Genomic DNA, 22747 nt, shown 5'->3' with positions numbered 1-22747 from the left:
AGTGTTCCCTCTAAGTATGTAGCCGCTACAATTCAGAAACTTTGTTGCTTATGAGGAACAATCATGGGGCTGGATGATGCGCTGATCTTTACCCGGGTGGTGGAATGCCACAGCTTCACCCAGGCCGCCTTGGGTTTGGGAATGCAGAAGTCCACGGTCAGCCGCCGTATCGCCCTGTTGGAGGAGCGCCTCGGTGTGCGTCTGCTGAACCGCACCACGCGCAAATTGCGCCTGACCGAGGTCGGTCAGGCGTACTACGAGCGTTGCCGGCAGATCATGCTGGACTTTGCCGAGGCCGAGCAGGCCGTCATGCAGCTCCAGCAGGAACCTTCGGGATTGCTGCGGATCACCGCGCCGATCGAGTTCGGCCAGTTGCTTCTCGGCCGGGTGCTCGGCGCGTTCATGCGTCAATACCCGCAGATTACGGCGGAGGCCGAGATCACCTCGCGTCACGTTGACCCGGTGGAAGAGGGCGTAGACATCGCCATTTTGCTCGGACAGCCGCAGGACTCCACGCTGATCGCGCGCAAACTCTTTGCCAGCAGTCGGCGCCTGTGTGCCAGCCCTGCGTACCTGGCGGCCCATGGTGTGCCGGTAACGGCCGAGCAGTTGGCCACTCATCGCGCTATCCTCTTGCCGCAAGATTCGCCGCGGTACTGGCCGCTGCTCGGCGAAAGCATCCCCTGCCAGCGCGTGCTGTCCTGCAACAACATCACCTTCGCCCGCGAGGCGGCATTGGCCGGAGCGGGGATCGCCGGGTTGCCAGTGATGATCAGTGAGGCGATGGTGCAGAGTGGTCAGCTGATTGAGCTGCTGCCCGGGGCGCGGCTACCGATCAGTGAACTCTACGCGGTCTATCCGTCTCGACGCTTCCAGGCGATGAAGGTGAAAGCCTTCTTGGATTTCCTGATGCGCAGTCTGCCGCTCGAAGACGGCCAGTTGCTGGAGCCCACGGCAGCGCGCCTGTTAACATTGCAGCTTTAATAAACGGCGCAGCCATGCGCCGGAGAGCCTTTGAGTCAATCGGAGGCTCCTTAATTGATCCGTTATTCGAGACTCTCCATGACCACCGTCCGTACCCGTATTGCGCCGTCACCTACTGGCGACCCGCATGTTGGCACCGCCTACATTGCCCTGTTCAACCTGTGCTTCGCTCGCCAGCACGGCGGTGAGTTCATCCTGCGTATCGAAGATACCGACCAGGTACGTTCGACTCGCGAGTCCGAACAACAGATTTACGACGCGTTGCGCTGGCTGGGTATCGAGTGGAGCGAAGGCCCGGATGTGGGCGGCCCACATGGCCCGTATCGGCAGAGCGAGCGAGGCCCGATCTACCAGAAATACAACGCCGAGTTGGTGGAAAAAGGCCATGCCTTCCATTGCTTCTGCACTGCCGAGCGTTTGGACAAGCTGCGTGCGGAGCAGACCGACCGTAAGGAAACCCCGCGCTACGATGGTCTTTGCATGCACCTGTCGAAAGACGAAGTGGGGCAGCGTCTGGCGGCAGGCGAGCCGAATGTGACCCGCATGATGATGCCGACCGAAGGCGTCTGCGTGGTACCGGATATGCTCCGTGGCGAGGTCGAGATTCCTTGGGATCGCATGGACATGCAGGTGCTGATGAAGACCGACGGTCTGCCGACCTACTTCCTCGCCAACGTGGTGGATGACCATTTGATGGGTATCACCCATGTGCTGCGTGGTGAAGAGTGGCTGCCGTCAGCGCCCAAGCTGATCAAGCTGTACGAATACTTCGGTTGGGAGCAGCCGCAACTCTGCTACATGCCGCTGCTGCGCAACCCGGACAAGAGCAAGCTGTCCAAGCGCAAGAACCCCACCTCGATCACGTTCTACGAACGCATGGGCTTTCTGCCGCAGGCGATGCTCAACTACCTCGGCCGCATGGGCTGGTCGATGCCGGACGAGCGCGAGAAGTTCACCCTCGATGAGATGGTCGAGCACTTCGACATTCAGCGGGTTTCCCTCGGTGGGCCGATTTTCGATCTGGAGAAGCTCTCTTGGCTGAACGGCCAATGGATGCGCGAGTTGAGCGTCGAGGCGTTCGCGGCGGAAGTGCAGAAGTGGGCGCTCAACCCTGAATACTTGATGAAGATTGCTCCGCATGTGCAGGGACGGGTGGAGACGCTCAGCCAGATCGCGCCGTTGGCCAGCTTCTTCTTTGCCGGTGCGTTGCCGCTGGATGTCAAGCTGTTCGAGCACAAGAAGCTCACGCCCGAGCAGGTGCGGCAGGTCATGCAACTGATCCTGTGGAAGCTGGAGGCCTTGCGTCAGTGGGAAAAAGACAACATTACGGGCTGCATCCAGGCGGTGGTCGAGCATCTGGAACTGAAGCTGCGTGATGCGATGCCGCTGATGTTCGTGGCGATCAGCGGTCAGGCCAGCTCGGTATCGGTATTGGATGCCATGGAGATTCTCGGCCCCGACCTCACGCGCTTCCGCCTGCGTCAGGCGATCGAGCTGTTGGGTGGCGTGTCGAAGAAAGAAACCAAGGAATGGGAGAAGGTGCTACAGGCGATTGCTTGATCGCTTGCTGTCGTGAAAAGCCCCGCACTTGCCAAGCCGTTCGCTTAAGGTGTTGAAAGTGAGTGGCTGAGCCTGTCTAACACGGGGCCTAGAAACAGAAAACCCTCGGAGAAATTATCTTCCGAGGGTTTTCTGTTCTTCGGCCCAGGTAGGGCATGCCTTTCAGCTCAGTCCATCAACACTTTTACTGAACGGCTTGCGCACTTGCGGGGCTTTTCATTTGTGAAGTCAGGCTTGGATGATTGGTGTTTTAGGGTTTTCATCCAGAAGTAGGCGGAAAATATCAGGTCTGGCGTAATGGCCTGCTACATCGAAGTCGTACTTGCCTCGGCTGATCTGCGCCATGTCGAGGTCGGCGTAGAGGATGCCTTCCGTTCCATAGAGTGGACCAGCAAGAATGTTGCCGAGCGGGTCGATGATAAGGCTGCCTCCTCTAAGCAGCACGGTTTCGGGCTCGTCGCCGAGTTCACATTTGTAGTCCGTAGGGTAGGCGCCACGGGTAATGTACTGGCAACTACTGAGGACGAAGCAGCGCCCTTCGAGCGCGATGTGCTGCATGGACGCGACCCAGCTGTCGCGGTCGTCGGCGGTGGGGGCGCAGTAAAGCTGAATGCCCTTGGCGTACATGGCCATGCGCAGCATCGGCATGTAGTTTTCCCAGCAGATCACCGCGCCGATGCGTCCTAGAGGGGTCTCGAGCACTGGTAGGGTGGAGCCGTCGCCGAATCCCCAGATGAGCCTCTCGGCTGCCGTGGGCATCAGTTTGCGATGCTTGCCGATCAATCCCTGCTGAGGGTCGATGAATAGCACTGTGCAATAGAGGGTGCCCAGCTCTCGCTCGATGACACCGACCACGATGAATAGGTCGTTTTCTCGAGCAATTTCCTCTAGGCGTGTTGTATGCGTTCCGGGCACCTCAATGGCAGCTTCGAAATATTGCCGATAGGCTTCGCGAGCCTCTGGCGTGCGAAAGCCAACGGGGGTGCTGAATGTGCAGCCTTTGGGGTAGCCGCCAATAAATGCCTCGGGAAAGACGGCGAGTTTTGCCCCTTGGGCTGCGGCTTCGACTGCTTTTTCTGCCAAGCATTGCAGGGTCGCATCCGCGTCAAAAGGAACTGAGCCGGCCTGAACGACGGCTGCCCTAATGTTTGAGTTCATGGATTCGCCTCTCATCAGGTGATGTCTCGCTGGTAAGTTTCGGGAACCCAGATCACGCCAATGACTGCGCTGATCAGGGCGACAGCTACCGGGTAATAGAGGCCGGCAAAGATATTTCCGGAGTAGACCACCAGCGCTGCAGCAAGGAAGGGCAGGAAGCCGCCAAGAATGCCAATTCCGATGTGGTAGGGCAGGGATAGCGAGGTATAGCGGATGCGTGCCGGGAACATCTCCACCATGAATGCCGCCATGGGCCCGTAAACCATTCCGACATAGGTCATCAGCAGGATGATCAAAAGGATCACCATGCTGTGATTGATCTCCTCGGGATTGGCTTTTTCTCGATACCCAGCGTTCTTCAATATTTCCCGATAAGCCGTTTCGTCGAAGCCTATGAGCTTTTTCTCTCCAATGCGCACTTCCAGTTGCTCAGTATTTCCAGGGTTGGTCTGATAAGACAGGCCGGCCTTGGCAAAGAACTGGCTGGCACGGTCACAGTCGCTTTGTGGTTTTGCAAATAGGCTGAAGTGACAGATCCCGCCGTTGAGCACAATCGGATAGCGTTCGGCGAACTGGTGTTGCTGTGGATTGGCGTAGAAAGCGATGCCTTTGAAGATTGGGATAAGGGTCAGCGCGCCCAATAGCATGCCAGCCAGCATGATTCGCTTGCGGCCCACGCGGTCGGAAAGCCAGCCGAACAAAACGATCATTGGCGTGCCGAGTAGTAGGCCCACGCTGAAGATCAGTGAGGCGTTCTGGAAATCCACGTGCAGCGTGTTCTGCAGGAAGAACAGCGCATAGAACTGTGCGCTGTACCAGATCACAGTCATGCCCGAAGTAATACCGAACAGAACGATCAGAACCTGCTTGAGGTTTTTCCAGTTACCGAAGCTTTCGCTGATAGGGGCTTCGGAGAGTTCTCCTGAGTCCTTCATATGTTGGAACACTGGTGATTCGGCCAATTTCAGGCGGATGAAGACGGAAACCCCCAATAGCACCAGTGAGATCAGGAAGGGGATGCGCCAGCCCCAGTCGCGGAAGTTCTCCTCTCCGACAGCCAGGCGGCAGCCAAGGATGACTACCAGAGAGATGAGGAACCCGCCGGTCGCGGTGGTCTGGATCCAGCTCGTGGCATAACCGCGTTTTTTGGCGGGCGCGTACTCGGCAACGTAAGTGGCAGCTCCGCCATATTCCCCGCCAACCGCCAGTCCCTGCACCAGGCGCATGGCTACCAATAGAGCAGGGGCCCAAAGGCCGATTTGTGCATAGCTCGGCAGAAGGCCGACAACAGTGGTTGAAATCCCCATCAGAACCATGGTGATCAGGAATGTGTGTTTGCGTCCGATGCGATCTCCCAGCCTGCCAAATATCAGTGCTCCAAGAGGGCGCACGGCAAAGCCGGCGCCGAAAGTTGCCAGGCTGGCGAGGAAGGCGGCGGTGTCGTTGCCGGGCGGGAAGAACAGGGCGCTGAAAAATACGGCAAGGCTGCCGTAGAGATAAAAGTCATACCACTCGAAAACAGTCCCCAGTGAAGCTGCTACCACTACCAGGCGTGTGCGCTCGGGTGTATTGTCGGTTTGCGTCGACATGCTGACTGCCCTGTATTGTCTGTTTTGGAGTTTGAGCATTGCATGGCTTGTCGAAAATTGTCGACATTAATTTCTTAACGTTTTTTAAGTTGTTGAAATTACATATTTTATTTAGACGGAATACTTCGACTTGATGATTTGGTTTGGCCTCTTTCTGGCTGAACTCGTAACGATGACGCGGGTCGAGTAGGCTTGACGGATGATTCGGCGAGAGGGCGAGGGGATGGATAAGGCGTTACTGGCTCTGGGGCTAGAAGGCAATAAAGCAGCTTTTTACCTGGCAGCTCTTGAGTTGGGTGAGGCGACAGTTCAAGCGATTGCCAGTAAGGCAGGAATTGGGCGAACTACGGCGTATGACGTGCTGGGGCGGCTGGTTGAGGAAGGCTTGGTTTCGCAGGTCGAGAAGGATGGCAAGCTGCGGGTCATCGCGGAGGAGCCGGGGGCGCTTGTGCGGCGGGCCGAGGAGTTGCGCCGCTTGGCTGAAGAGGTGCTGCCGGACCTGCGTTCGCTTTACAACCGCTCGCAAAGCAAGCCGCGTATTCGCTACTTCGAGGGCGTGGAGGGGATCAAGACGGTGCTATGGGAAACCCTGAAGTGCCGATCAGGAGAGTTGCGTGGCATTCTGGCAATGGCGGAGTTGCTGGAAACGCCGGGCAGGGCGGTCATGGATCGCTACATCGCCGAGCGCCACCGGCAGGGCTTGTCGTTGAGGGTGATTCGCTCGCGCATTCACGATATCGAGAATATCTGGCCAAGTTCGACGCAGGAGCGGCGCGCTCTGCGTTATGCCCCGCAAGGGGTGGATCTGAATATGACGGCCTACCTGTGCGATGACACGGTGTCTTTCATTTCATCCAAGCGAGAACATTATGCGCTCGTCATACAGAGCGAAGAGTTCTATGCCTTGCAGGAGACTTTATTTGAAAGTCTGTGGGCGATTTCCAGCGAGGTGCCGCCGCAGGAGTGACTGGTTAGCTGCCTGCAGTGATGGTAAGTGTTTGTTATGTGAGCATAAAAAAGCCAAGTTGTAGGAAAAATACTGTTGACAGCTCGCGAATGCGCACTTAATATGCGCCCCGTCCTTGAGATGGGGCTATAGCTCAGCTGGGAGAGCGCTTGCATGGCATGCAAGAGGTCGACGGTTCGATCCCGTCTAGCTCCACCAATCTCTTTAAGCCGAAAGGCTTGCCACGGTCAGTTCGTTGAACTGGTCGAGTTGTTAGAAGGGTTTTGCGTCCCCTTCGTCTAGTGGCCTAGGACACCGCCCTTTCACGGCGGTAACAGGGGTTCGAGTCCCCTAGGGGACGCCATTATTAAAAAGCAGTTCCGCAAGGTGCTGTGAGCCGAGAGGCGATAAATCTGGGGGTATAGCTCAGCTGGGAGAGCGCTTGCATGGCATGCAAGAGGTCAACGGTTCGATCCCGTTTATCTCCACCAATTCTGCAGTTGCAACTCAAATGTCTAGTTGTAAAGACTGCCACAGGCCAGCGTAAAGCTGGCCTTGTTTTTCGAAGGTTTTGTCCCCTTCGTCTAGTGGCCTAGGACACCGCCCTTTCACGGCGGTAACAGGGGTTCGAGTCCCCTAGGGGACGCCATTTTTACCCGCCTGGCGGGATTTTAGAGGGTCATTCTTCACGGAATGGCCCTTTTGTTTGCCTGCTGATTTTTCCTCTTGCCCTTCCTGTCTTTCTCCGGTCTTGCCGACCAGCGGTGTGGGTTTCGGCTTGCTTAAAATTATTACAAGCATAATATTATTATCGTAATATTTTGGAGGCAAGTATGAACGACAAGAAGGCGCAAACCCGCGAACGCATCCTCAGCGCTGCCAGTGCGGCGTTATTCCAGCGTGGCCCGGCCGATCCCAGTGTGGGCGAAGTGATGGGCGCAGCAGGGCTTACCGTTGGCGGCTTTTATGCGCATTTCGAGAGCAAGGATGCGCTGATGCTGGAGGCCTTTAGCCAGTTGCTTGGGCGTCGCCGCAGCTTGCTGAGTGAGCTTGATCAGAGCCTGCCGGCAGCCGAGCGGCGGGCATTGCTGGCCGCGTTTTACCTGTCCCGTAAACATCGGGATGCGCAAACCGATGGCTGTCCGTTACCTAGTTCGCTGGGTGAGTTAACGCGTCTGCCGCAAGCGTTTCGCACGACCTTGGCTGAACATCTGGAGCTGATGACGGCGGAGCTGGCTGGCAGCCCGGAAGACGCCAACAACGTACTTGCCGATCTTGCCTTGATGGTGGGCGGGCTGGCTTTGGCTCGGGCATTGGGCCCAGGCGAGCTGTCCGACCGAGTGCTGCGTGCCGCCAAGTCGGCGGTGGTCTGAGGAGGTGTGCGATGAACAACTTGAGCTGGGTGCGTGGCTTCAATGCCACCGTCGGTAAACTTGCCCCGCGGGTAGTGGCGAGCAAGATGCGCCGCGAGTTTATGACGCCGCGCGAATTGCCGCCGCGCGACTGGGAGTTGCCTTTGCTCGGGCGGGCTGAGCGCATCACGCTGCGGTTTGGGCTCTCGGCGTTGCGCTGGGGCAGTGGCCCGACGGTGCTGTTGCTGCACGGCTGGGAAGGTCGGCCGACGCAGTTCGCCGCACTCATCGAGGCGCTGGTTAATGCCGGTTATGGCGTGATAGCGCTGGATGCACCCGCCCATGGCCGCTCGCCAGGTCATGAGGCCAACGTGGTGTTGTTCGCTCGCGCCTTGCTCGAGGCTGCTAGTGAGTTGCCGCCGTTGCAAGCGGTGATTGGTCATTCTATGGGCGGTGCCAGTGCGCTGTTGGCCACCCAATTGGGTTTGCGCACCAAGGCATTGGTGAGCATTTCGGCACCTAGTCGGATTCTCGGCATGCTATGGCGTTTCGCGCGTTTTATGGCATTACCCGAGTTGGCGCGGGCGCACTTTGTTCGTCTGGTTGAACAGTATGCCGGGATGCCTGCGGCACATCTCGATGTGGCGCGCTATCAGTTGGATCTTCCTGGCTTGGTCGTGCATGCGGAAGATGATCCGATAGTGCCGGTGAGTGAGGCCGAGATCATCCATACGGCTTGGTTCGATAGCCGGTTACTGCGCTTGGCGCAGGGCGGGCATCAGCGCGTGCTGGCCGATCCGCGGTTGACCGAGGGTGTGTTGGAGTTGCTCGCGGGAGTGCGTCAGGCGTCTGCGGGTGCAGTCGCTTGAAAGTTGCTGTCTGGAACTGAGCTGCAGCCGGTTCAGCTCCAGACAGGCTGCGAGCCTGTCTGGAATAGCGCATGATTGCGGTGTCTATTTCGATCGCTAGCGTGCCAGCCCTCTGTCATGAATCAGACTGTTTTCCTGCAACATTCGCAGCGTGAAACCTGCATCGCGCAACTGAGTGCCGACCTGGCTGCGCAACTGCAAGAAGCGCTGGCCGAGCAATCACGCGCTAGCCTGTTATTGCCGGGTGGCAGTAGTCCGCAGGCGTTGTTGCCCTTGTTGGCGGCGCAGCCTGTGGAGTGGTCGCGCATCGACCTGAGCCCCACCGACGAACGTTGGGTGCCCGCGGACGATGCGCAGAGCAATTGGGGTCTGCTGCATAGGGGGCTGCCCCAGGCGGCTTGCCTCGATCCGCGCCAGGCTGCAAGCCCTCAGCAGTCTGCCAGCGCCTGGGCGGCGCAGTTGAGTGACTGGTTGCCGTTCGACGCGGTGCTGCTGGGCATGGGCGAGGACGCGCATATCGCCTCGTTGTTTCCCAGTATGCCTGGGCTGGTGGCGGCACTCGATCCTGCCGCCGCGCCTGCTGGGCTGGTGGGCATTGCCCCGAGCGAGCCATATACCCGTCTGTCACTGAATTTGCCGATGCTGCTGCAGGGCAAGTGGATAGGCTTGCTGGCTTTCGGGCCGGTTAAAAGGCGCATGATCGACTCAGTGCTTGCCGACGAACCGGTCAGCCGCACGCTGCCGCTATATGCATTGCTCTGGCGCAGTCCACTGCCGGTGAGGATTTATTGGGCGCCCTGAGCCGGTACACTGTGAGTGAGTACTTGTTGAAAATCGGGTATTGCCATGCTGCAGGTCGTTGTCGAACAGGTTACCGCCGAGTTGGAGCAGCGCTCCGCTGCGCGCCGTGCGCAGTATTTGGCACGGCTGGAGATCGCCGCTACGCGCGATCCGCGGCACAAGCTCGGTTGCTCCAACCTGGCCCATGCTTTGGCTGCACAGGCAGATGATGCGCGGCTGATCATGAAGCAGGGCGGGGCGCCGCATATCGCTATTGTTTCCAGTTACAACGACCTGCTTTCTGCGCATGCGCCGCTCAAGGATTATCCGGATCGGCTCAAGCTGGCCCTGGCTAAGGCCGGTGCGACTTCGCAGTTCGCCGCCGGGGTGCCGGCCATGTGCGATGGCATCACCCAGGGCGAGGCGGGCATGCAACTGTCCTTGTTTTCTCGTGATCTGATCGCCCAGGCCACCGCCATCGGCCTGACCCACGCGATCTTCGACGGCGGGCTCTACCTTGGGGTCTGTGACAAGATTGTCCCGGGCCTGCTGATCGGTGCCTTGCACTTCGGGCACCTGCCGGCAGTGTTCGTGCCGGCCGGGCCGATGCACTCCGGTTTGGCCAACAAGGACAAAGCGGCCGTGCGGCAGCGTTATGTGCGTGGCGAGGTCAGCCGCGATGAGCTGCTCGCCGCTGAGCAGGCGGCTTATCACCAGGAAGGCACCTGCACCTTCTACGGCACCGCCAATACCAACCAAATGCTGATGGAGGCCATGGGACTGCATGTGCCGGGCAGCGCCTTTGTCCATCCGCATACGCCACTGCGCGATGCATTGACCGACGAGGCGGCACGCCTGGTGGCGCGCAACAGTCGCCAGGGCGAGCGCTATCTGCCGCTGGGCAAGCAGATCGACGCACGGGCGCTGGTTAACGCCGTGGTGGCGTTGTTGGCCAGCGGCGGTTCGACCAACCATGGTATGCACCTGCCGGCCATCGCCCGAGCCGCCGGCTATGAGTTGATTTGGGAAGATTTTGCTGCGCTGTCGAAAGTGGTGCCGCTGCTGGCGCGGGTCTATCCGAATGGTGCGGCCGATGTGAACCAGTTCCAGGCGGCTGGTGGGCCGGGGTGGATCATTCGCGAGCTGCTCGACGCCGGGTTGATGCACGCCGATGCCCAGACAGTCGCGGATGAGGGTTTGCAGGCCTATGCCCGCGAGCCCTGGTTGGATGGTGATCGCTTGGCTTGGCGCGAACTGCCGAAGCAAAGCCCGGCTCCGGATATCGTCCGCACGGCACAGCAGCCCTTCGATGCGCAAGCGGGGCTGGCGCTGCTCAGCGGTAATCTGGGGCGGGCCATGCTCAAGACCTCGGCGGTCGATCCAGCGCATTGGCACGTGCGGGCGCAGGCGCTAGTGTTCGAGAGCCAAGAGGCGGTGCAGGCCGCCTATGCGCGCGGCGAGCTGGTGGGTGACCTGGTGTTGGTGGTGCGCTTCCAAGGTCCGCGTGCCAATGGCATGCCGGAACTGCACAAACTGATGCCACTGCTGGCGAACTTGCAGGAGGCCGGGCAGCAGGTGGCATTGGTCACCGATGGACGTTTGTCCGGTGCTTCCGGTCAAGTGCCGGGGGCGTTGCACCTGACCCCGGAAGCGGCGGTTGGTGGCAGTTTGGCGAAGGTGCGCAATGGCGACTGGATCGAGCTGGATGCGCTGCAAGGTGTGCTGCGGGTGGAGTTGAGCGAGGCCGAGTTGGCGGCGCGCGAGCCGGCTAGTGCGCCTGAAGAATTGACCCCAGGCTTTGGCCTGGGACTGTTTGCCGCCCAGCGCCGCTTGGTTGGCCCGGCCGACCAAGGTGCGACGACGTTGTTTTAGGGTTTTAGGACTATTGGGATGGGAAGCGAGAGCATGAGCCTGACGATGGATGTGGTGCTGCAACAGGCCCGCCCGGTGCTGCCGGTGCTGGTGATCGAGGACATTAGTCTGGCGCTCGACTTGGCCCGCGCGTTGCACGCCGGGGGCATCCGCGTGCTGGAAGTGACCCTGCGCACACCGCGGGCGCTGGACGCGCTGGCAGCGATCCGCAAGGAGCTGCCAGATCTGCTGGTTGGCGCCGGCACCTTGATCCACACCGAACAATTTCTCGAGGCGCGCGAGGCGGGTGCCCACTTCGCCGTCAGCCCCGGTTGCACCGAGCGCCTGGCCGCTGCGGCGGAAGATTCCGGCCTGCCTTACCTACCCGGGGTGATGACGCCCTCGGAAGTATTGCTGGCGCTGGAGTACGGCTACCGCTCGCTGAAGCTGTTTCCGGCCAACGGCGCGACCAGCGTGAAAATGCTGAAAAGCTTCAAAGGCCCGTTCACCGGCATTCAGTTTTGTCCGACCGGTGGGGTGACGCCAGACAACTTGCTGAGCTTTCTGCGTTTGCCTAATGTCGCCTGTGTCGGCGGCACCTGGATCGCGCCGAGCAATCTGGTGCGCGCGCGCGCCTGGGATCAGATCACCCAACTGGCAGCCGAGGCGCGCGACCTCGCCAGTAGCCTGGAGCACCACGCATGAGCTGGGATTTGCCGACGCCGTTCACTATCGATCTGCAGGTTGCCGCTGAGGATATCGACGGCCTCGGGCATGCCAACAACGCGGTGTATGTCAGCTGGCTGGAGCGCTGTGCTTGGCGTCACTCGCAGAGCTTGGGGTTGGATTTGACCGAGTACCGCCGCCTGGATCGCGCCATGGCGGTGTTGCGCCATGAGATCGATTACCTGGCTAGCGCCTATGAAGAGGATGAACTGCAGGTGGCGACCTGGATTGTCGAGTCGGACCACCGTTTGAGAATGACCCGCCGTTTTCAGCTAATCCGCCCGTCGGATGCCACCACCTTGCTGCGCGCGCAGACCACTTTCGTCTGTATCGAGCTCTCCAGCGGTAAACCAAAGCGCATGCCGCAAGAGTTCCTTGATGGCTATGGTCCGGCGCTGGTCGAGCCTTTTCCATTGGAGCTCTAGCAGGTCGTTAATGCCTGGTTAAGCGTTGTGTAGGTTGGCGCTGAGCCGAAGGCGATGCCCAACAACCGGCCTATAAGGCCGGGCTTGTATGTGTGTGGGGCCGAGTATCGGGAGTCGCGGGGCGACTCCTTGTTGGGCATCACTGCGTTCAGCACCAACCTACTTCAGCACCGACCTGCTTCAGCGCCAACAGTTCAGCGCCAACAGCTTTGCGCAGGATTTCTCCTACGCGGGAGTTGCCCGTAAACTGCGCGCCTTTTCCTTGAGAACCTTGTGTATGCAAATCGCCCTGGCGCCTATGGAAGGCCTGGTCGACGAGATCCTGCGGGATGTGCTGACGCGTGTCGGCGGTATCGACTGGTGCGTCACCGAGTTTATCCGTGTGTCTGAACGCTTGTTGCCGGCGACGACCTATCAGCAGTTGGCGCCTGAGCTGGAGGCCGGTGCGCGAACCGTCGCCGGTACGCCACTGCGGTTGCAATTGCTCGGTTCCGATCCCATTTGCCTGGGCGATAACGCCGCCTTCGCCTGCGAGCTGGGCGCGCCGGTGATCGACCTGAACTTCGGCTGCCCGGCCAAAACCGTCAACAAGTCCCGCGGCGGCGCGGTCCTGCTCAAAGAGCCGGAGCTGCTGCATGCCATCCTCCGCGAGGTACGCCGTGCAGTGCCGGCGGCGATTCCAGTCACGGCGAAGATGCGCCTGGGTTTCGACAGCCCCGATGGTGCTTTGGATTGCGCGCGGGCGCTGGCCGAGGGTGGGGCGGCACAGATCGTGGTGCACGCGCGAACCAAGGTCGACGGCTATAAGCCGCCGGCGCATTGGGAGTGGGTGGCGCGGGTACAGGAGGTGGTCAAGGTGCCGGTGTTCGCCAATGGCGAAATCTGGAGCATCGACGACTGGCGCCGTTGCCGCGAGGTCAGCGGGGTCGAGGACATCATGCTCGGCCGTGGGCTGGTTTCGCGCCCGGACTTGGCGCGGCAGATCGCGGCGGCGCGGGCCGGCCATGAAGTACTGGAAATGCGCTGGGCCGAGTTCATGCCCTTGTTGCAGGAGTTCTGGCTACAGGCGCGGCGCAAGCTTTCCCCGCGCTATGCGCCGGGTCGACTGAAGCAGTGGCTAGGCCTGCTGACGCGCAATTACCCGGAAGCGGTGCAGCTGTTCAATGCCGTGCGGCGGGAGAGCTGCTGTGAGCGGATCGATGTCATGTTGGGTGTTGAGCTGAATCAAGAGCAACTGTTGGCGGCGGTCTGAGGTTTTTTCGGCGCAATCAGCGCGGCCTTGAAATCGCTCCGTCAGTCCCTATTTCTAAGAGTACCGGGATGCCGCAAGCGGGTCCCGGGTCAATTACTCGCTGAAATCAGGAGATTTATATGAGCACTGCATGTTCCTGGGCACCGCTGTTTCGCCATTCCATCGGTTTCGATCGCTTTAACGATCTGTTCGAATCGGCCATGCGCAATGAGCCCGGTAGTTCCTACCCGCCCTATAACGTCGAAAAACACGCGGACGACCAGTACCGCATTGTCATTGCCGCCGCCGGTTTCCAGGATGATGACCTGGAACTGCAGGTCGAGCGTGGCGTGTTGACGGTGAGTGGCGGCAAGCGCGCCGACAGCGCGCAGAACGTCACCTATCTGCACCATGGCATCGCTCAGCGTGCCTTTAAGTTGTCTTTCCGTCTGGCTGACCATATCGAGGTCAAGTCTGCGGCACTGTCCAACGGCCTGCTGAATATCGATCTGGAGCGGATCGTGCCGGAAGAGGCGAAGGCCAAGCGCATCCCGATCAACGGCGTGGGCCCTGCGCTGGAAAGTTAATCTTTGCCGTAAGAACAAGGGCGCCGAGAGGCGCCCTTGTTCATTTCTGCTTCATGCAATTCCTATGGGGTGATTCGCCCTTACGCCTGCAGTGCTCGCCCGGCTTTCCTAGTCTCATGGCCGTTGCGCTGCATGGGCGAGCAGGGCACGAAACTCCGGCAGCGGTAACGGCTTGCTATACAGGTAGCCCTGGTACAAATGGCAGCCCTGTTGTTGCAGGAAGTCCAGTTGCTCCTGCTGCTCGACCCCTTCGGCAATCATTTCCAGGCCCAGGCTGCGGGCCATGGCGACAATGGCGCGGATGATTTCTGCGTCGTTGGGGTCATTGGTGGCGTCGCGGACGAAGGATTGGTCGATCTTCAGTACATCCACCGGTAAGCGCTTGAGGTACGTCAGCGATGAATAGCCGGTGCCGAAGTCGTCCATGGCGAAGCTGACGCCGAGCTTCTTCAGTCGGTGCATCTTGGCGATGGTGTCGTCGATATTCTGGATGACGATGCCTTCGGTGATCTCCAATTTGAGCATGGAGTGGGGCAGGTTACTGTCGCGCAGGCTGCTCGCTACCCGTTCGACAAAGTTGTTCTGGCGGAACTGCAGCGGGCTGATGTTGACGCACAGGCTGAAGTGATTGGCCTCGACCAAGTGTTCCTCGAGCAGTTGGGCGCAGGCGTAACAGGCTTCGGCCAGTACCCAGCCGCCGACTTCGAGAATCAACCCGCTTTCCTCCAGTACCTGGATAAAGTGCGCCGGCGACTGCGCGCCGCGGGTCGGGTGCTGCCAGCGGAGCAAGGCTTCGGCGCCCACTACACGGCCATTGCGAGCATCCACTTGCGGCTGGAAACTCAACTCGAACTCGCCGCGCACCAGGGCTTGGCGTAGGTCGTTTTCCAGGCGCAGGCGTTCGCTGGCCGCCTCTTGCATGGTCGTGCGGAACAGTTGGATGGCGTTGCGCCCGGAGTCTTTGGCTCGATACAGAGCGATGTCGGCGCGTTTAAGCAGGTCGGCTGGGGTGCTGCCATGATCGGGGATCAGGGCGATGCCCATGCTGGGCGTGACTTGCAGGCGATGGCCATCGAGCAGCATGGGTTCGGCCAACAGCTTGCGCAGCTTCTCTGCAATTTGGCGCACCTGACGGGTGACTACCGAACGCTTACCTTCCAGGCCGGAAAGCAGCACGACGAACTCGTCTCCACCGAGGCGGGCCACTGTGTCCTCCTGACGGACGCTGGCTTCCAGGCGCGCGGTGACCATCTTCAACACCGAGTCGCCAACCGGGTGGCCGAGCGAGTCGTTGATGTGTTTGAAATGGTCAAGGTCAAGGAACAGCAGGGCGCCGCGCAACTCGTGGCGCTTGAGCAGAGCTATCTGCTGGGTCAAACGATCCATCAGCAGGGCGCGATTGGGCAGGTTGGTCAGCGAGTCGTGGTAGGCCAGATGCTGGATCTGCGCCTGGGCGTCCTTCAGGTCGCCGATATCCCGGGCAGTCAAGAGCAGGCAGCGCTGGCCATTGAGATCGAGTGGCTCGATGGAGGCATCGACCAGCCGGGTCGAGCCGTCATGGTGACGCAAGGACACTTCGTGATGGCGGATATGGCCGTCATGCTCGAGACGCTCGAGCATGATCTGGCGATTGAAGCTGTGATCCCAGATTCTCAGCTCGACGGGCGTGCGCCCAAGTACCTCCTCCATCTGGTAGCCGGTCAGGCGGCAGAAGCCTTCGTTGACTTCGAGGTAGCGGCCGCTCGCGTACTCGGTGATGGAGATGGCGTCCGGGCTGGTGTGGAACGCCTTGGCGAACTTCTCCTCGCTGGCGCGCAGCGCGGCCTCGGCGCGCTGCTGCTCGGTGATATTGAAGATCGTGGTGCTGATGCAGGTCGCGCCGTCGATGCGGATATAGCGGCAGGACAGCATGCAGACTAGCGCCCGGCCGTCCTTGGTCTGCAGCTGCACCTCGACGTTGTCCAGTTGGAGCTCGGCGATCATGCGCTGATGCAGCGCGTGGCGCCGCTCGGGATCGGCGATCAGCTGAATCGCATCGCTGTCTTTGCCGGTGATCTCCTCGGGCCGCCAGCCGAAGGTTTCCGTGAAGCTGGGGTTGATCTCCAAGAATGTGGCGTCGTGCACCCGCAGCAGGCAGACCGGATAAGGGCTGGTCTGGAACAGGCTGGCGAACTTTTCTTCGGAGGCGCTCAGGCGCTGCTCGTGCTGTACCTGTTCGCTGATGTCGGCAAGCGTGCCGACCAGCCGCTGGGGTTGGCCGCAGGCGTCGTGATAGATCTTGCCGGTGGTTTCCAGGTGGCGGATTGTGCCGCTGGCCTGCTGTGAGCGGTAGATGATGCGAAAGTCGCTGCGCAGGCCTTGCAGCAGTTCGCGAAAGACGCGCCGCATGGCCTGGCGATCATCGTCCGGCAGGTAGGAAAAGAACCGTTCGATATGGCCGACGAAGGGGCCGGGCGGCATGCCGTGGAGCTCCGCGGAGTGGGCCGAGAGTTCGAGGTTCTGCGTCGGAATGTCCAGATCCCAGGTACCCAGGTGCGCGGCCGTCAGGGCCAGGGTCAGTTGCTCCTGGCTGTCCTTGAGTGCCTGCTCCTGCGCACGCAACTGGGTAACGTCGCGCACGGTCAGCGCCAGGCAGGTTTGGTCATGCGCTTCTATTTCGCTGCCATAGAGCAGGTTGAGGCTGATGCTGCCGTCGCGAGCACGCAGGCGAACTTCCAGTTCGCGCAATTGGCCGTCGTGCTGCAGCAACTCGAGCATACGCTGGCGATCTTGAGGATCGACCCAGATGCTCAGGCTCTGCGAAGTCTGCTGCAGGGCCTCGGCGCGGCTCCAGCCGAAGCGCCGCTCGAAACTGGGGTTGAGTTCGAGGAAGCGGCCCGTGTCGCGTTCGGTGATGACCACCGCGTCCGGGCTGTTGTAGAAGGTTCTGCTGAATGTCTCCTCGCTGCTGCGTAACGCCTCGCTGCGCGCCTTGCGTGTGGTGATGTCGCGCAGCACGCCCACCAGGCGGGTATCGCCGTCCGCTTGCAGTTGCACGGTGAGACTCGCCTCCAGCCAATGTAGGCTGCCATCCGGCCAGCGCATGCGGTGTTGCAGGAGGTGGCTGGTGCCGGGTGCCGCGAGTACGGCGCGGGCTGTTTCGCGGAGCGCGTCGCGGTCCTCGGAGGGGATCAGATCGAGATAATCGAACCGCGCTGGCAGCGGGTGTGCGGGGTCCAGGCCGAGCAGGGCCTTGGCGCCGTTCGACAAACTGAACCGCCCGCCGCTGATGCTCCAGGAGAAGGTGCCCAGTCCGGCGCTGTCGAGTGCGGCGAGCAAGCTCGGGGCGTCATGCAATGGTTGCTCGACCGGGGTGGCGTTAAAGTTCGGGATGGCAAGCGAAGGCAGTCTGGGATTACCCGGCGCGGTCATGGGCGCACTCTCCGGAGACGGAAGCGGCGCCGCCCGCGCAATGCTGGCGAAGCGGGTTCATGCGATAACCTTTTTTCTTGTTGTTATAGGTGCGCACCTTAGCCACAGCGAGGCCGGCTAGGCAATAGCGCGGCGCTGGCCATCGAGCAACTGCATGAACGCCTTGGCGGCGTTCGACAGCGTGCGTTCGGTATGCAAAATGTACCCCAGTTGCCGGCTTAGCTGAACACCCGATATGGGTAGGCGAACCACCTGCTCATCGAGCATGGTGCGCGGCAGCACGCTCCAGGCCAGGCCGATGGACACCATCATCTTGATCGTCTCCAGGTAGTTGGTGCTCATGCCAATGTTTGGCGTCAGCCCTTCGGCGGCGAACAGCTTGCTGACGATGTGATGGGTAAAGGTATTGCCGCCGGGGAACACCGCCGGATACCGCGCCACGTCAGCCAGGGTGATGGCACCGCTGCGCGCCAGCGGATGCTCGGGGGCGGCGACGAAGTCGAGCGGATCGTCCCACACCACCACCGCTCTGACCGGTGCGTGGGTTTCCGGCGCCAGGGTGATCACCGCCAACTCCGCGCGACCATGGAGGATTTCCTCATAGGCGACTTCCGAGTCGAGAAACTGGATATCCAACGCCACCTGCGGATGCGCCCGGGTAAAGGCGCGCAGCAGCGGTGGCAGGCGGTGCAGGCCGATGTGGTGGCTGGTGGCGAGCGTCAGTCGGCCGCTCACCTCGCCGTTGAGGTTGGTCAGGGCGCGGCGGGTGTCATCCAGTACATTGAGAATCTGATAGGCGCGCGGCAGCAGAGCGCGGCCGGCCTCAGTCAGGCTGACTTCGCGGCCCAGGCGATCGAATAGGCGCACATTCAGCTGTTGCTCGAGACTGGCGATGCGTTTGCTGATCGCGGGCTGGGTTAGATGCAGACGTTCTCCCGCCCCAGAAAAACTGCCGGTTTCGGCGATGGCGATGAAGGCGTTGAGGCTGGCCAGATCCATGCTCGAATTCCTGTGGGTTATCCAAAGTATGAAAAATATGAATTTGAGTTATTTAATGCAAGTCCCTAGGATCATCCACATAAGCCAAAGGGCTATTTAATAGCTGCGGCAGAGAAACACGCTGATGAGGATTTTCTGATGGCCGGCAAAACGCTCTACGACAAGCTCTGGGACGCGCATGAGGTTAAACGTCGGGATGACGGTTCGTCGCTGATTTATATCGACCGCCACATCCTCCACGAAGTGACCTCGCCGCAAGCCTTCGAGGGTCTGCGTTTGGCTGGGCGCAAGCCGTGGCGCATCGATGCCAACATCGCCACCCCGGACCACAACGTGCCAACCACGCTCGCCGAGCGTAAAGGTGGTATCGCTGCCATCGCCGACGAAGTTTCGCGCATCCAGGTGCAGACCCTTGACGATAACTGCGATGAGTTCGGCATCCTCGAATTCAAGATGAACGACGTGCGTCAGGGCATCGTTCACGTGATCGGCCCGGAGCAGGGCGCGACTTTGCCGGGCATGACCGTGGTGTGCGGCGACTCCCATACCTCGACCCATGGTGCTTTCGGTGCGCTGGCTCACGGTATCGGTACTTCTGAAGTTGAGCATGTGCTGGCGACTCAGTGCCTGGTCGCGAAGAAGATGAAGAACATGCTGGTCAAGGTCGAAGGGCAGTTGTCTTTCGGCGTCACCGCCAAGGACATCGTGCTGGCCATCATTGGCAAGATCGGCACTGCGGGTGGCAACGGCCATGCTCTGGAGTTCGCCGGCAGCGCGATTCGCGATTTGTCGATAGAAGGCCGCATGACCATCTGCAACATGGCCATTGAGGCCGGTGCGCGCGTGGGCCTGGTGGCTGCGGATGAGAAAACCGTCGCTTACATCGAGGGCCGTCCGTTTGCGCCGAAAGGCGCGGATTGGGACGCAGCGGTAGAGGCCTGGAAAGATCTGGTTTCCGACGCCGATGCGGTATTCGACACCGTGGTTGAGTTGGACGCCGCGCAGATCAAGCCGCAAGTGACCTGGGGCACCTCGCCGGAGATGGTCTTGCCGGTGGATGCGTATGTGCCTGACCCGAGCAAAGAGGCCGACCCGGTTAAAAAAGACTCGATCGAACGGGCCTTGAAGTACATGGGCTTGGCGGCGAATCAGGCGATTACCGATATCCACCTGGATCGCGTGTTCATCGGCTCCTGCACCAACTCGCGGATCGAGGATCTGCGCGCTGCCGCGGCTATCGCCAAAGGCCGCAAGGTTGCCTCAACGGTCAAGCAAGCGATGGTGGTGCCGGGCTCCGGTCTGGTCAAGGCGCAGGCCGAGCAGGAAGGTCTGCACACCATCTTTATCGAAGCCGGTTTTGAGTGGCGTGAACCGGGCTGTTCGATGTGCCTGGCGATGAACCCGGACAAGTTGGGTAGTGGCGAGCATTGCGCATCCACCTCCAACCGCAACTTCGAAGGTCGCCAGGGCGCCGGCGGGCGTACCCACTTGGTCAGCCCGGCAATGGCCGCCGCGGCCGCGGTGACTGGTCGGTTTATCGATGTACGCACACTCTCTAAAGAAACTGCGCCGAGCACAGGAGCCTGAGATGAAGCCTTTTACCCAGCACACCGGTCTCGTCGCTCCGCTCGATCGTGCCAACGTCGACACCGACCAGATCATCCCCAAGCAATTTTTGAAGTCGATCAAGCGCTCGGGCTTCGGCCCGAACCTGTTCGATGAGTGGCGTTACCTGGATGTCGGCCAGCCGGGCCGGGATAACTCCAATCGCCCGCTGAACCAGGATTTCGTGCTCAACCAAGCGCGTTACCAGGGTGCCAGCGTGCTGCTGGCCCGCGAGAACTTCGGCTGTGGCTCCAGTCGCGAGCACGCACCGTGGGCGCTGGAGGAGTACGGCTTCCGCGCCATCATCGCGCCGAGTTATGCCGACATCTTCTTCAACAACAGTTTCAAGAACGGCCTGCTGCCGATCATCTTGCCGGAAGCTGAGGTCGACGAGCTGTTCCAGTTGGTCGAGGCCAATGAGGGCTATCAGCTGAGCGTGGATCTGGCGGTGCAGACCGTGACGCGCGCCGATGGCAAGGTGTTGAGTTTTGAGGTCGATGATTTCCGTAAGCATTGCTTGTTGAATGGTTTGGACGATATCGGCCTGACCCTGCAAGACCGCGAGGCCATTAGTGCCTTCGAGGTTAAGCATCGGCAAAGCCAGCCTTGGTTGTTCCGCGACGCCTGAAGCTTTCACGCTTTCTGTAGGAGCGAGTTCTAGTCCGAGTTAAAGGAAGGTGGCCGTGAGCGACAAGACCCATGAAGAAAACGTCCAGCGCCAGTTTGGCGAGCAGGCCAGCGCTTACCTGAGCAGCCAAGTGCATGCTCAAGGGGCTGAGTTCGCGCTACTGCAGGCAGCGGTCGCAGGGCGTGCGGATGCGCGCGTGCTTGATCTCGGCTGTGGCGCCGGGCATGTCAGCTTCCAGGTGGCACCATTGGTAGGTGAGGTGGTGGCCTATGACCTGTCGGCGCAAATGCTCGAGGTGGTCGCTGCGGCTGCCGAGCAGCGTGGGCTGGGCAATGTGTGCACCGAGCGCGGTGCAGCCGAGAAGCTGCCGTTTGCCGATGGCGAGTTCGATTTCGTCTTCAGTCGTTATTCGGCGCACCACTGGAGTGATCTTGGTTTGGCCCTGCGGGAAGTGCGGCGCGTGCTCAAACCGGGAGGCGTGGCGGCCTTTATCGATGTGATGTCGCCGGGCAGCCCGCTGCTGGATACCCATCTGCAAACGGTGGAAGTGCTGCGCGACACCAGCCACGTGCGCGACTATTCGGCGGCCGAGTGGCTCCAGCAGGTCAGCGACGCTGGTCTCTACACGCGCAGCCATACGCGGCAGCGTTTGCGCCTGGAGTTCGGCTCATGGGTTGAGCGCATGCGCACCCCCGAGGTGTTCCGTGCGGCCATCCGGGCCTTGCAGGCTGCGGTGGGTGAAGAGGTGCGCGAGTATTTCGAAATAACCGACGACGGCTCCTTCAGTACCGATGTGCTGGTGCTCTGGGCTGAGCGTTGAGCTTTTGTTTCGTAGGAGCGAGCATCGCGAACGATTAGCGCTGCTCGCTCCTGAATAAGAATTTGGCGATGCCGCCACCAATAAATGAGGAAGTTATGAGCAAGCAGATTCTGATTCTCCCCGGTGACGGTATCGGCCCGGAAATCATGGCCGAAGCGGTCAAGGTGCTGGAGCTGGCGAATGACAAGTTCCAGCTCGGGTTTGAGCTGAGCGAGGACGTCATCGGCGGCGCTGCCATCGACAAGCACGGCGTGCCGCTGGCCGACGAAACCCTGGCGCGTGCGCGTGCGGCGGACGCGGTATTGCTCGGCGCCGTTGGCGGGCCGAAGTGGGACAAGCTGGATCGCGCCATCCGTCCGGAAAAAGGCCTGCTGAAAATTCGTGCCGAGTTGGGCCTGTTCGCCAACCTGCGGCCGGCCATCCTCTATCCGCAGCTGGCGGATGCCTCGACACTGAAGCCGGAGGTGGTTTCCGGTCTGGATATCCTCATCGTTCGCGAACTGACCGGCGGCATCTATTTTGGCGGCCCGCGCGGTATCCGTACCCTGGAGAATGGCGAACGTCAGGGCTACAACACCTTGCCGTACAGCGAAAGCGAGATCCGCCGGATCGCCAAGGTCGGTTTCGACATGGCCCGTGTGCGTGGCAAGAAGCTTTGCTCGGTGGACAAGGCCAACGTCATGGAGTCCAGCCAACTGTGGCGTGAAGTGGTCGAGGAAGTGGCCAAGGATTACGCCGACGTCGAACTCAGCCACATGTATGTCGATAACGCGGCGATGCAGCTGGTACGGGCGCCCAAGCAGTTCGACGTGATGGTGACCGACAACATGTTCGGCGATATTCTGTCGGACGAGGCTTCGATGCTCACCGGTTCCATCGGTATGTTGCCGTCCGCATCCTTGGATGCCAACAACAAAGGTATGTACGAGCCGTGCCACGGTTCGGCGCCGGATATCGCTGGCTTGGGCATTGCTAATCCGCTGGCGACCATCCTCTCCGTGTCGATGTTGTTGCGCTACAGCTTCAACCAGAGCGCCGCGGCGCAAGCCATCGAAAAAGCCGTGAGTCTGGTGCTGGATCAAGGTCTGCGTACCGGTGATATCTGGTCGCAAGGTTGCACTAAGGTCGGTACTCGTGAAATGGGCGATGCGGTGGTCGCAGCTCTGAGTGCACTCTAGTTTGCAAGTCAGGTAATCTCTCGGGTCCGCTGCCGAGGCAGCGGCCCA

General features: G+C 60.5%; 19 protein-coding genes and 4 tRNA genes. 19 read left to right on the top strand and 4 right to left on the bottom strand.

Annotated features, from left to right (window positions below; translation table 11 throughout):
- Window positions 1-63: 63 nt before the first annotated feature.
- Window positions 64-984 (top strand): LysR family transcriptional regulator, encoded by a 921-nt coding sequence (locus tag D3879_RS11480; protein WP_119954365.1) that lies wholly within the window; start codon window positions 64-66, stop codon window positions 982-984.
- A 78-nt stretch (window positions 985-1062) separates the two neighbouring features.
- Window positions 1063-2544, top strand: coding sequence for a glutamate--tRNA ligase (gene gltX, locus D3879_RS11475; protein WP_119954364.1), 1482 nt, complete (start codon window positions 1063-1065; stop codon window positions 2542-2544).
- 228 nt (window positions 2545-2772) lie between these two features.
- Here gltX and D3879_RS11470 read toward each other — a convergent pair whose 3' ends face one another.
- Both D3879_RS11470 and D3879_RS11465 read right to left on the bottom strand, forming a co-directional pair.
- Window positions 2773-3702 carry a carbon-nitrogen hydrolase family protein gene (locus D3879_RS11470; RefSeq protein WP_119954363.1) on the bottom strand — a complete coding sequence of 310 codons (930 nt, stop codon included), beginning with the start codon at window positions 3700-3702 and terminating at the stop codon, window positions 2773-2775.
- A gap of 14 nt (window positions 3703-3716) precedes the next feature.
- Window positions 3717-5291, bottom strand: coding sequence for an MFS transporter (locus tag D3879_RS11465; protein WP_119954362.1), 1575 nt, complete (start codon window positions 5289-5291; stop codon window positions 3717-3719).
- 223 nt (window positions 5292-5514) lie between these two features.
- Between D3879_RS11465 and D3879_RS11460 the strand changes: the two genes are divergently transcribed.
- The 13 genes from D3879_RS11460 to D3879_RS11400 all read left to right on the top strand — a co-directional run bounded on the left by D3879_RS11460 (window position 5515) and on the right by D3879_RS11400 (window position 14058).
- The gene (locus D3879_RS11460; RefSeq protein ID WP_119954950.1) at window positions 5515-6258 is read left to right on the top strand and encodes a TrmB family transcriptional regulator; all 744 of its coding nucleotides are present in this window, start codon (window positions 5515-5517) and stop codon (window positions 6256-6258) included.
- 122 nt (window positions 6259-6380) lie between these two features.
- Window positions 6381-6456: transfer RNA gene (locus tag D3879_RS11455), tRNA-Ala, on the top strand.
- A 69-nt stretch (window positions 6457-6525) separates the two neighbouring features.
- A tRNA-Glu gene (locus D3879_RS11450) sits at window positions 6526-6601 on the top strand.
- 51 nt (window positions 6602-6652) lie between these two features.
- Window positions 6653-6728 (top strand) — tRNA-Ala (locus tag D3879_RS11445).
- An 82-nt stretch (window positions 6729-6810) separates the two neighbouring features.
- A tRNA-Glu gene (locus tag D3879_RS11440) sits at window positions 6811-6886 on the top strand.
- Between the two features lie 184 nt (window positions 6887-7070).
- Window positions 7071-7610, top strand: a complete 540-nt coding sequence (locus tag D3879_RS11435) for a TetR/AcrR family transcriptional regulator (protein WP_119954361.1) — start codon at window positions 7071-7073, stop codon at window positions 7608-7610.
- Between the two features lie 11 nt (window positions 7611-7621).
- Complete coding sequence (locus tag D3879_RS11430; protein WP_119954360.1) at window positions 7622-8458, top strand: alpha/beta fold hydrolase; 837 nt, start codon at window positions 7622-7624, stop codon at window positions 8456-8458.
- 117 nt (window positions 8459-8575) lie between these two features.
- The gene (gene pgl / locus D3879_RS11425) at window positions 8576-9259 is read left to right on the top strand and encodes a 6-phosphogluconolactonase (protein WP_119954359.1); all 684 of its coding nucleotides are present in this window, start codon (window positions 8576-8578) and stop codon (window positions 9257-9259) included.
- A 48-nt stretch (window positions 9260-9307) separates the two neighbouring features.
- A complete protein-coding gene (gene edd, locus D3879_RS11420; protein ID WP_338014882.1) occupies window positions 9308-11110 on the top strand; it encodes a phosphogluconate dehydratase in 1803 nt (600 codons plus the stop codon).
- A gap of 33 nt (window positions 11111-11143) precedes the next feature.
- Complete coding sequence (locus D3879_RS11415; RefSeq protein WP_119954949.1) at window positions 11144-11794, top strand: bifunctional 4-hydroxy-2-oxoglutarate aldolase/2-dehydro-3-deoxy-phosphogluconate aldolase; 651 nt, start codon at window positions 11144-11146, stop codon at window positions 11792-11794.
- Window positions 11791-12240, top strand: a complete 450-nt coding sequence (locus D3879_RS11410) for an acyl-CoA thioesterase (RefSeq protein WP_119954357.1) — start codon at window positions 11791-11793, stop codon at window positions 12238-12240. The genes D3879_RS11415 and D3879_RS11410 overlap by 4 nt, the downstream gene beginning before the upstream one ends.
- Before the next feature lie 277 nt (window positions 12241-12517).
- Window positions 12518-13492, top strand: a complete 975-nt coding sequence (locus D3879_RS11405; RefSeq protein ID WP_119954356.1) for a tRNA dihydrouridine synthase — start codon at window positions 12518-12520, stop codon at window positions 13490-13492.
- A gap of 119 nt (window positions 13493-13611) precedes the next feature.
- The gene (locus D3879_RS11400) at window positions 13612-14058 is read left to right on the top strand and encodes an Hsp20 family protein (protein WP_119954355.1); all 447 of its coding nucleotides are present in this window, start codon (window positions 13612-13614) and stop codon (window positions 14056-14058) included.
- A 114-nt stretch (window positions 14059-14172) separates the two neighbouring features.
- Here the strand turns inward: D3879_RS11400 and D3879_RS11395 are convergent, their stop codons facing one another.
- Entirely contained in the window at window positions 14173-17469 is a 3297-nt protein-coding gene (locus tag D3879_RS11395) for a sensor domain-containing protein (protein WP_119954354.1), read from the bottom strand.
- 117 nt (window positions 17470-17586) lie between these two features.
- Window positions 17587-18468, bottom strand: coding sequence for a LysR family transcriptional regulator (locus D3879_RS11390; RefSeq protein WP_119954353.1), 882 nt, complete (start codon window positions 18466-18468; stop codon window positions 17587-17589).
- Between the two features lie 138 nt (window positions 18469-18606).
- Here D3879_RS11390 and leuC point away from each other — a divergent pair, with 138 nt between their 5' ends.
- The 4 genes from leuC (at window position 18607) to leuB (ending at window position 22699) form a co-directional block, all read left to right on the top strand.
- On the top strand, window positions 18607-20055 hold the full coding sequence (leuC, locus tag D3879_RS11385; protein ID WP_119954352.1) for a 3-isopropylmalate dehydratase large subunit: 1449 nt from the start codon (window positions 18607-18609) through the stop codon (window positions 20053-20055).
- A 1-nt stretch (window position 20056) separates the two neighbouring features.
- Window positions 20057-20701 carry a 3-isopropylmalate dehydratase small subunit gene (leuD, locus tag D3879_RS11380; protein ID WP_119954351.1) on the top strand — a complete coding sequence of 215 codons (645 nt, stop codon included), beginning with the start codon at window positions 20057-20059 and terminating at the stop codon, window positions 20699-20701.
- Between the two features lie 55 nt (window positions 20702-20756).
- A complete protein-coding gene (locus tag D3879_RS11375; protein WP_119954350.1) occupies window positions 20757-21521 on the top strand; it encodes a class I SAM-dependent methyltransferase in 765 nt (254 codons plus the stop codon).
- A gap of 95 nt (window positions 21522-21616) precedes the next feature.
- The gene (gene leuB / locus D3879_RS11370) at window positions 21617-22699 is read left to right on the top strand and encodes a 3-isopropylmalate dehydrogenase (protein WP_119954349.1); all 1083 of its coding nucleotides are present in this window, start codon (window positions 21617-21619) and stop codon (window positions 22697-22699) included.
- Window positions 22700-22747 lie beyond the last annotated feature (48 nt).

Source organism: Pseudomonas cavernicola, assembly GCF_003596405.1.
Lineage (GTDB): Bacteria > Pseudomonadota > Gammaproteobacteria > Pseudomonadales > Pseudomonadaceae > Aquipseudomonas > Aquipseudomonas cavernicola.
This window is presented reverse-complemented; position numbering and strand designations above follow the sequence as displayed.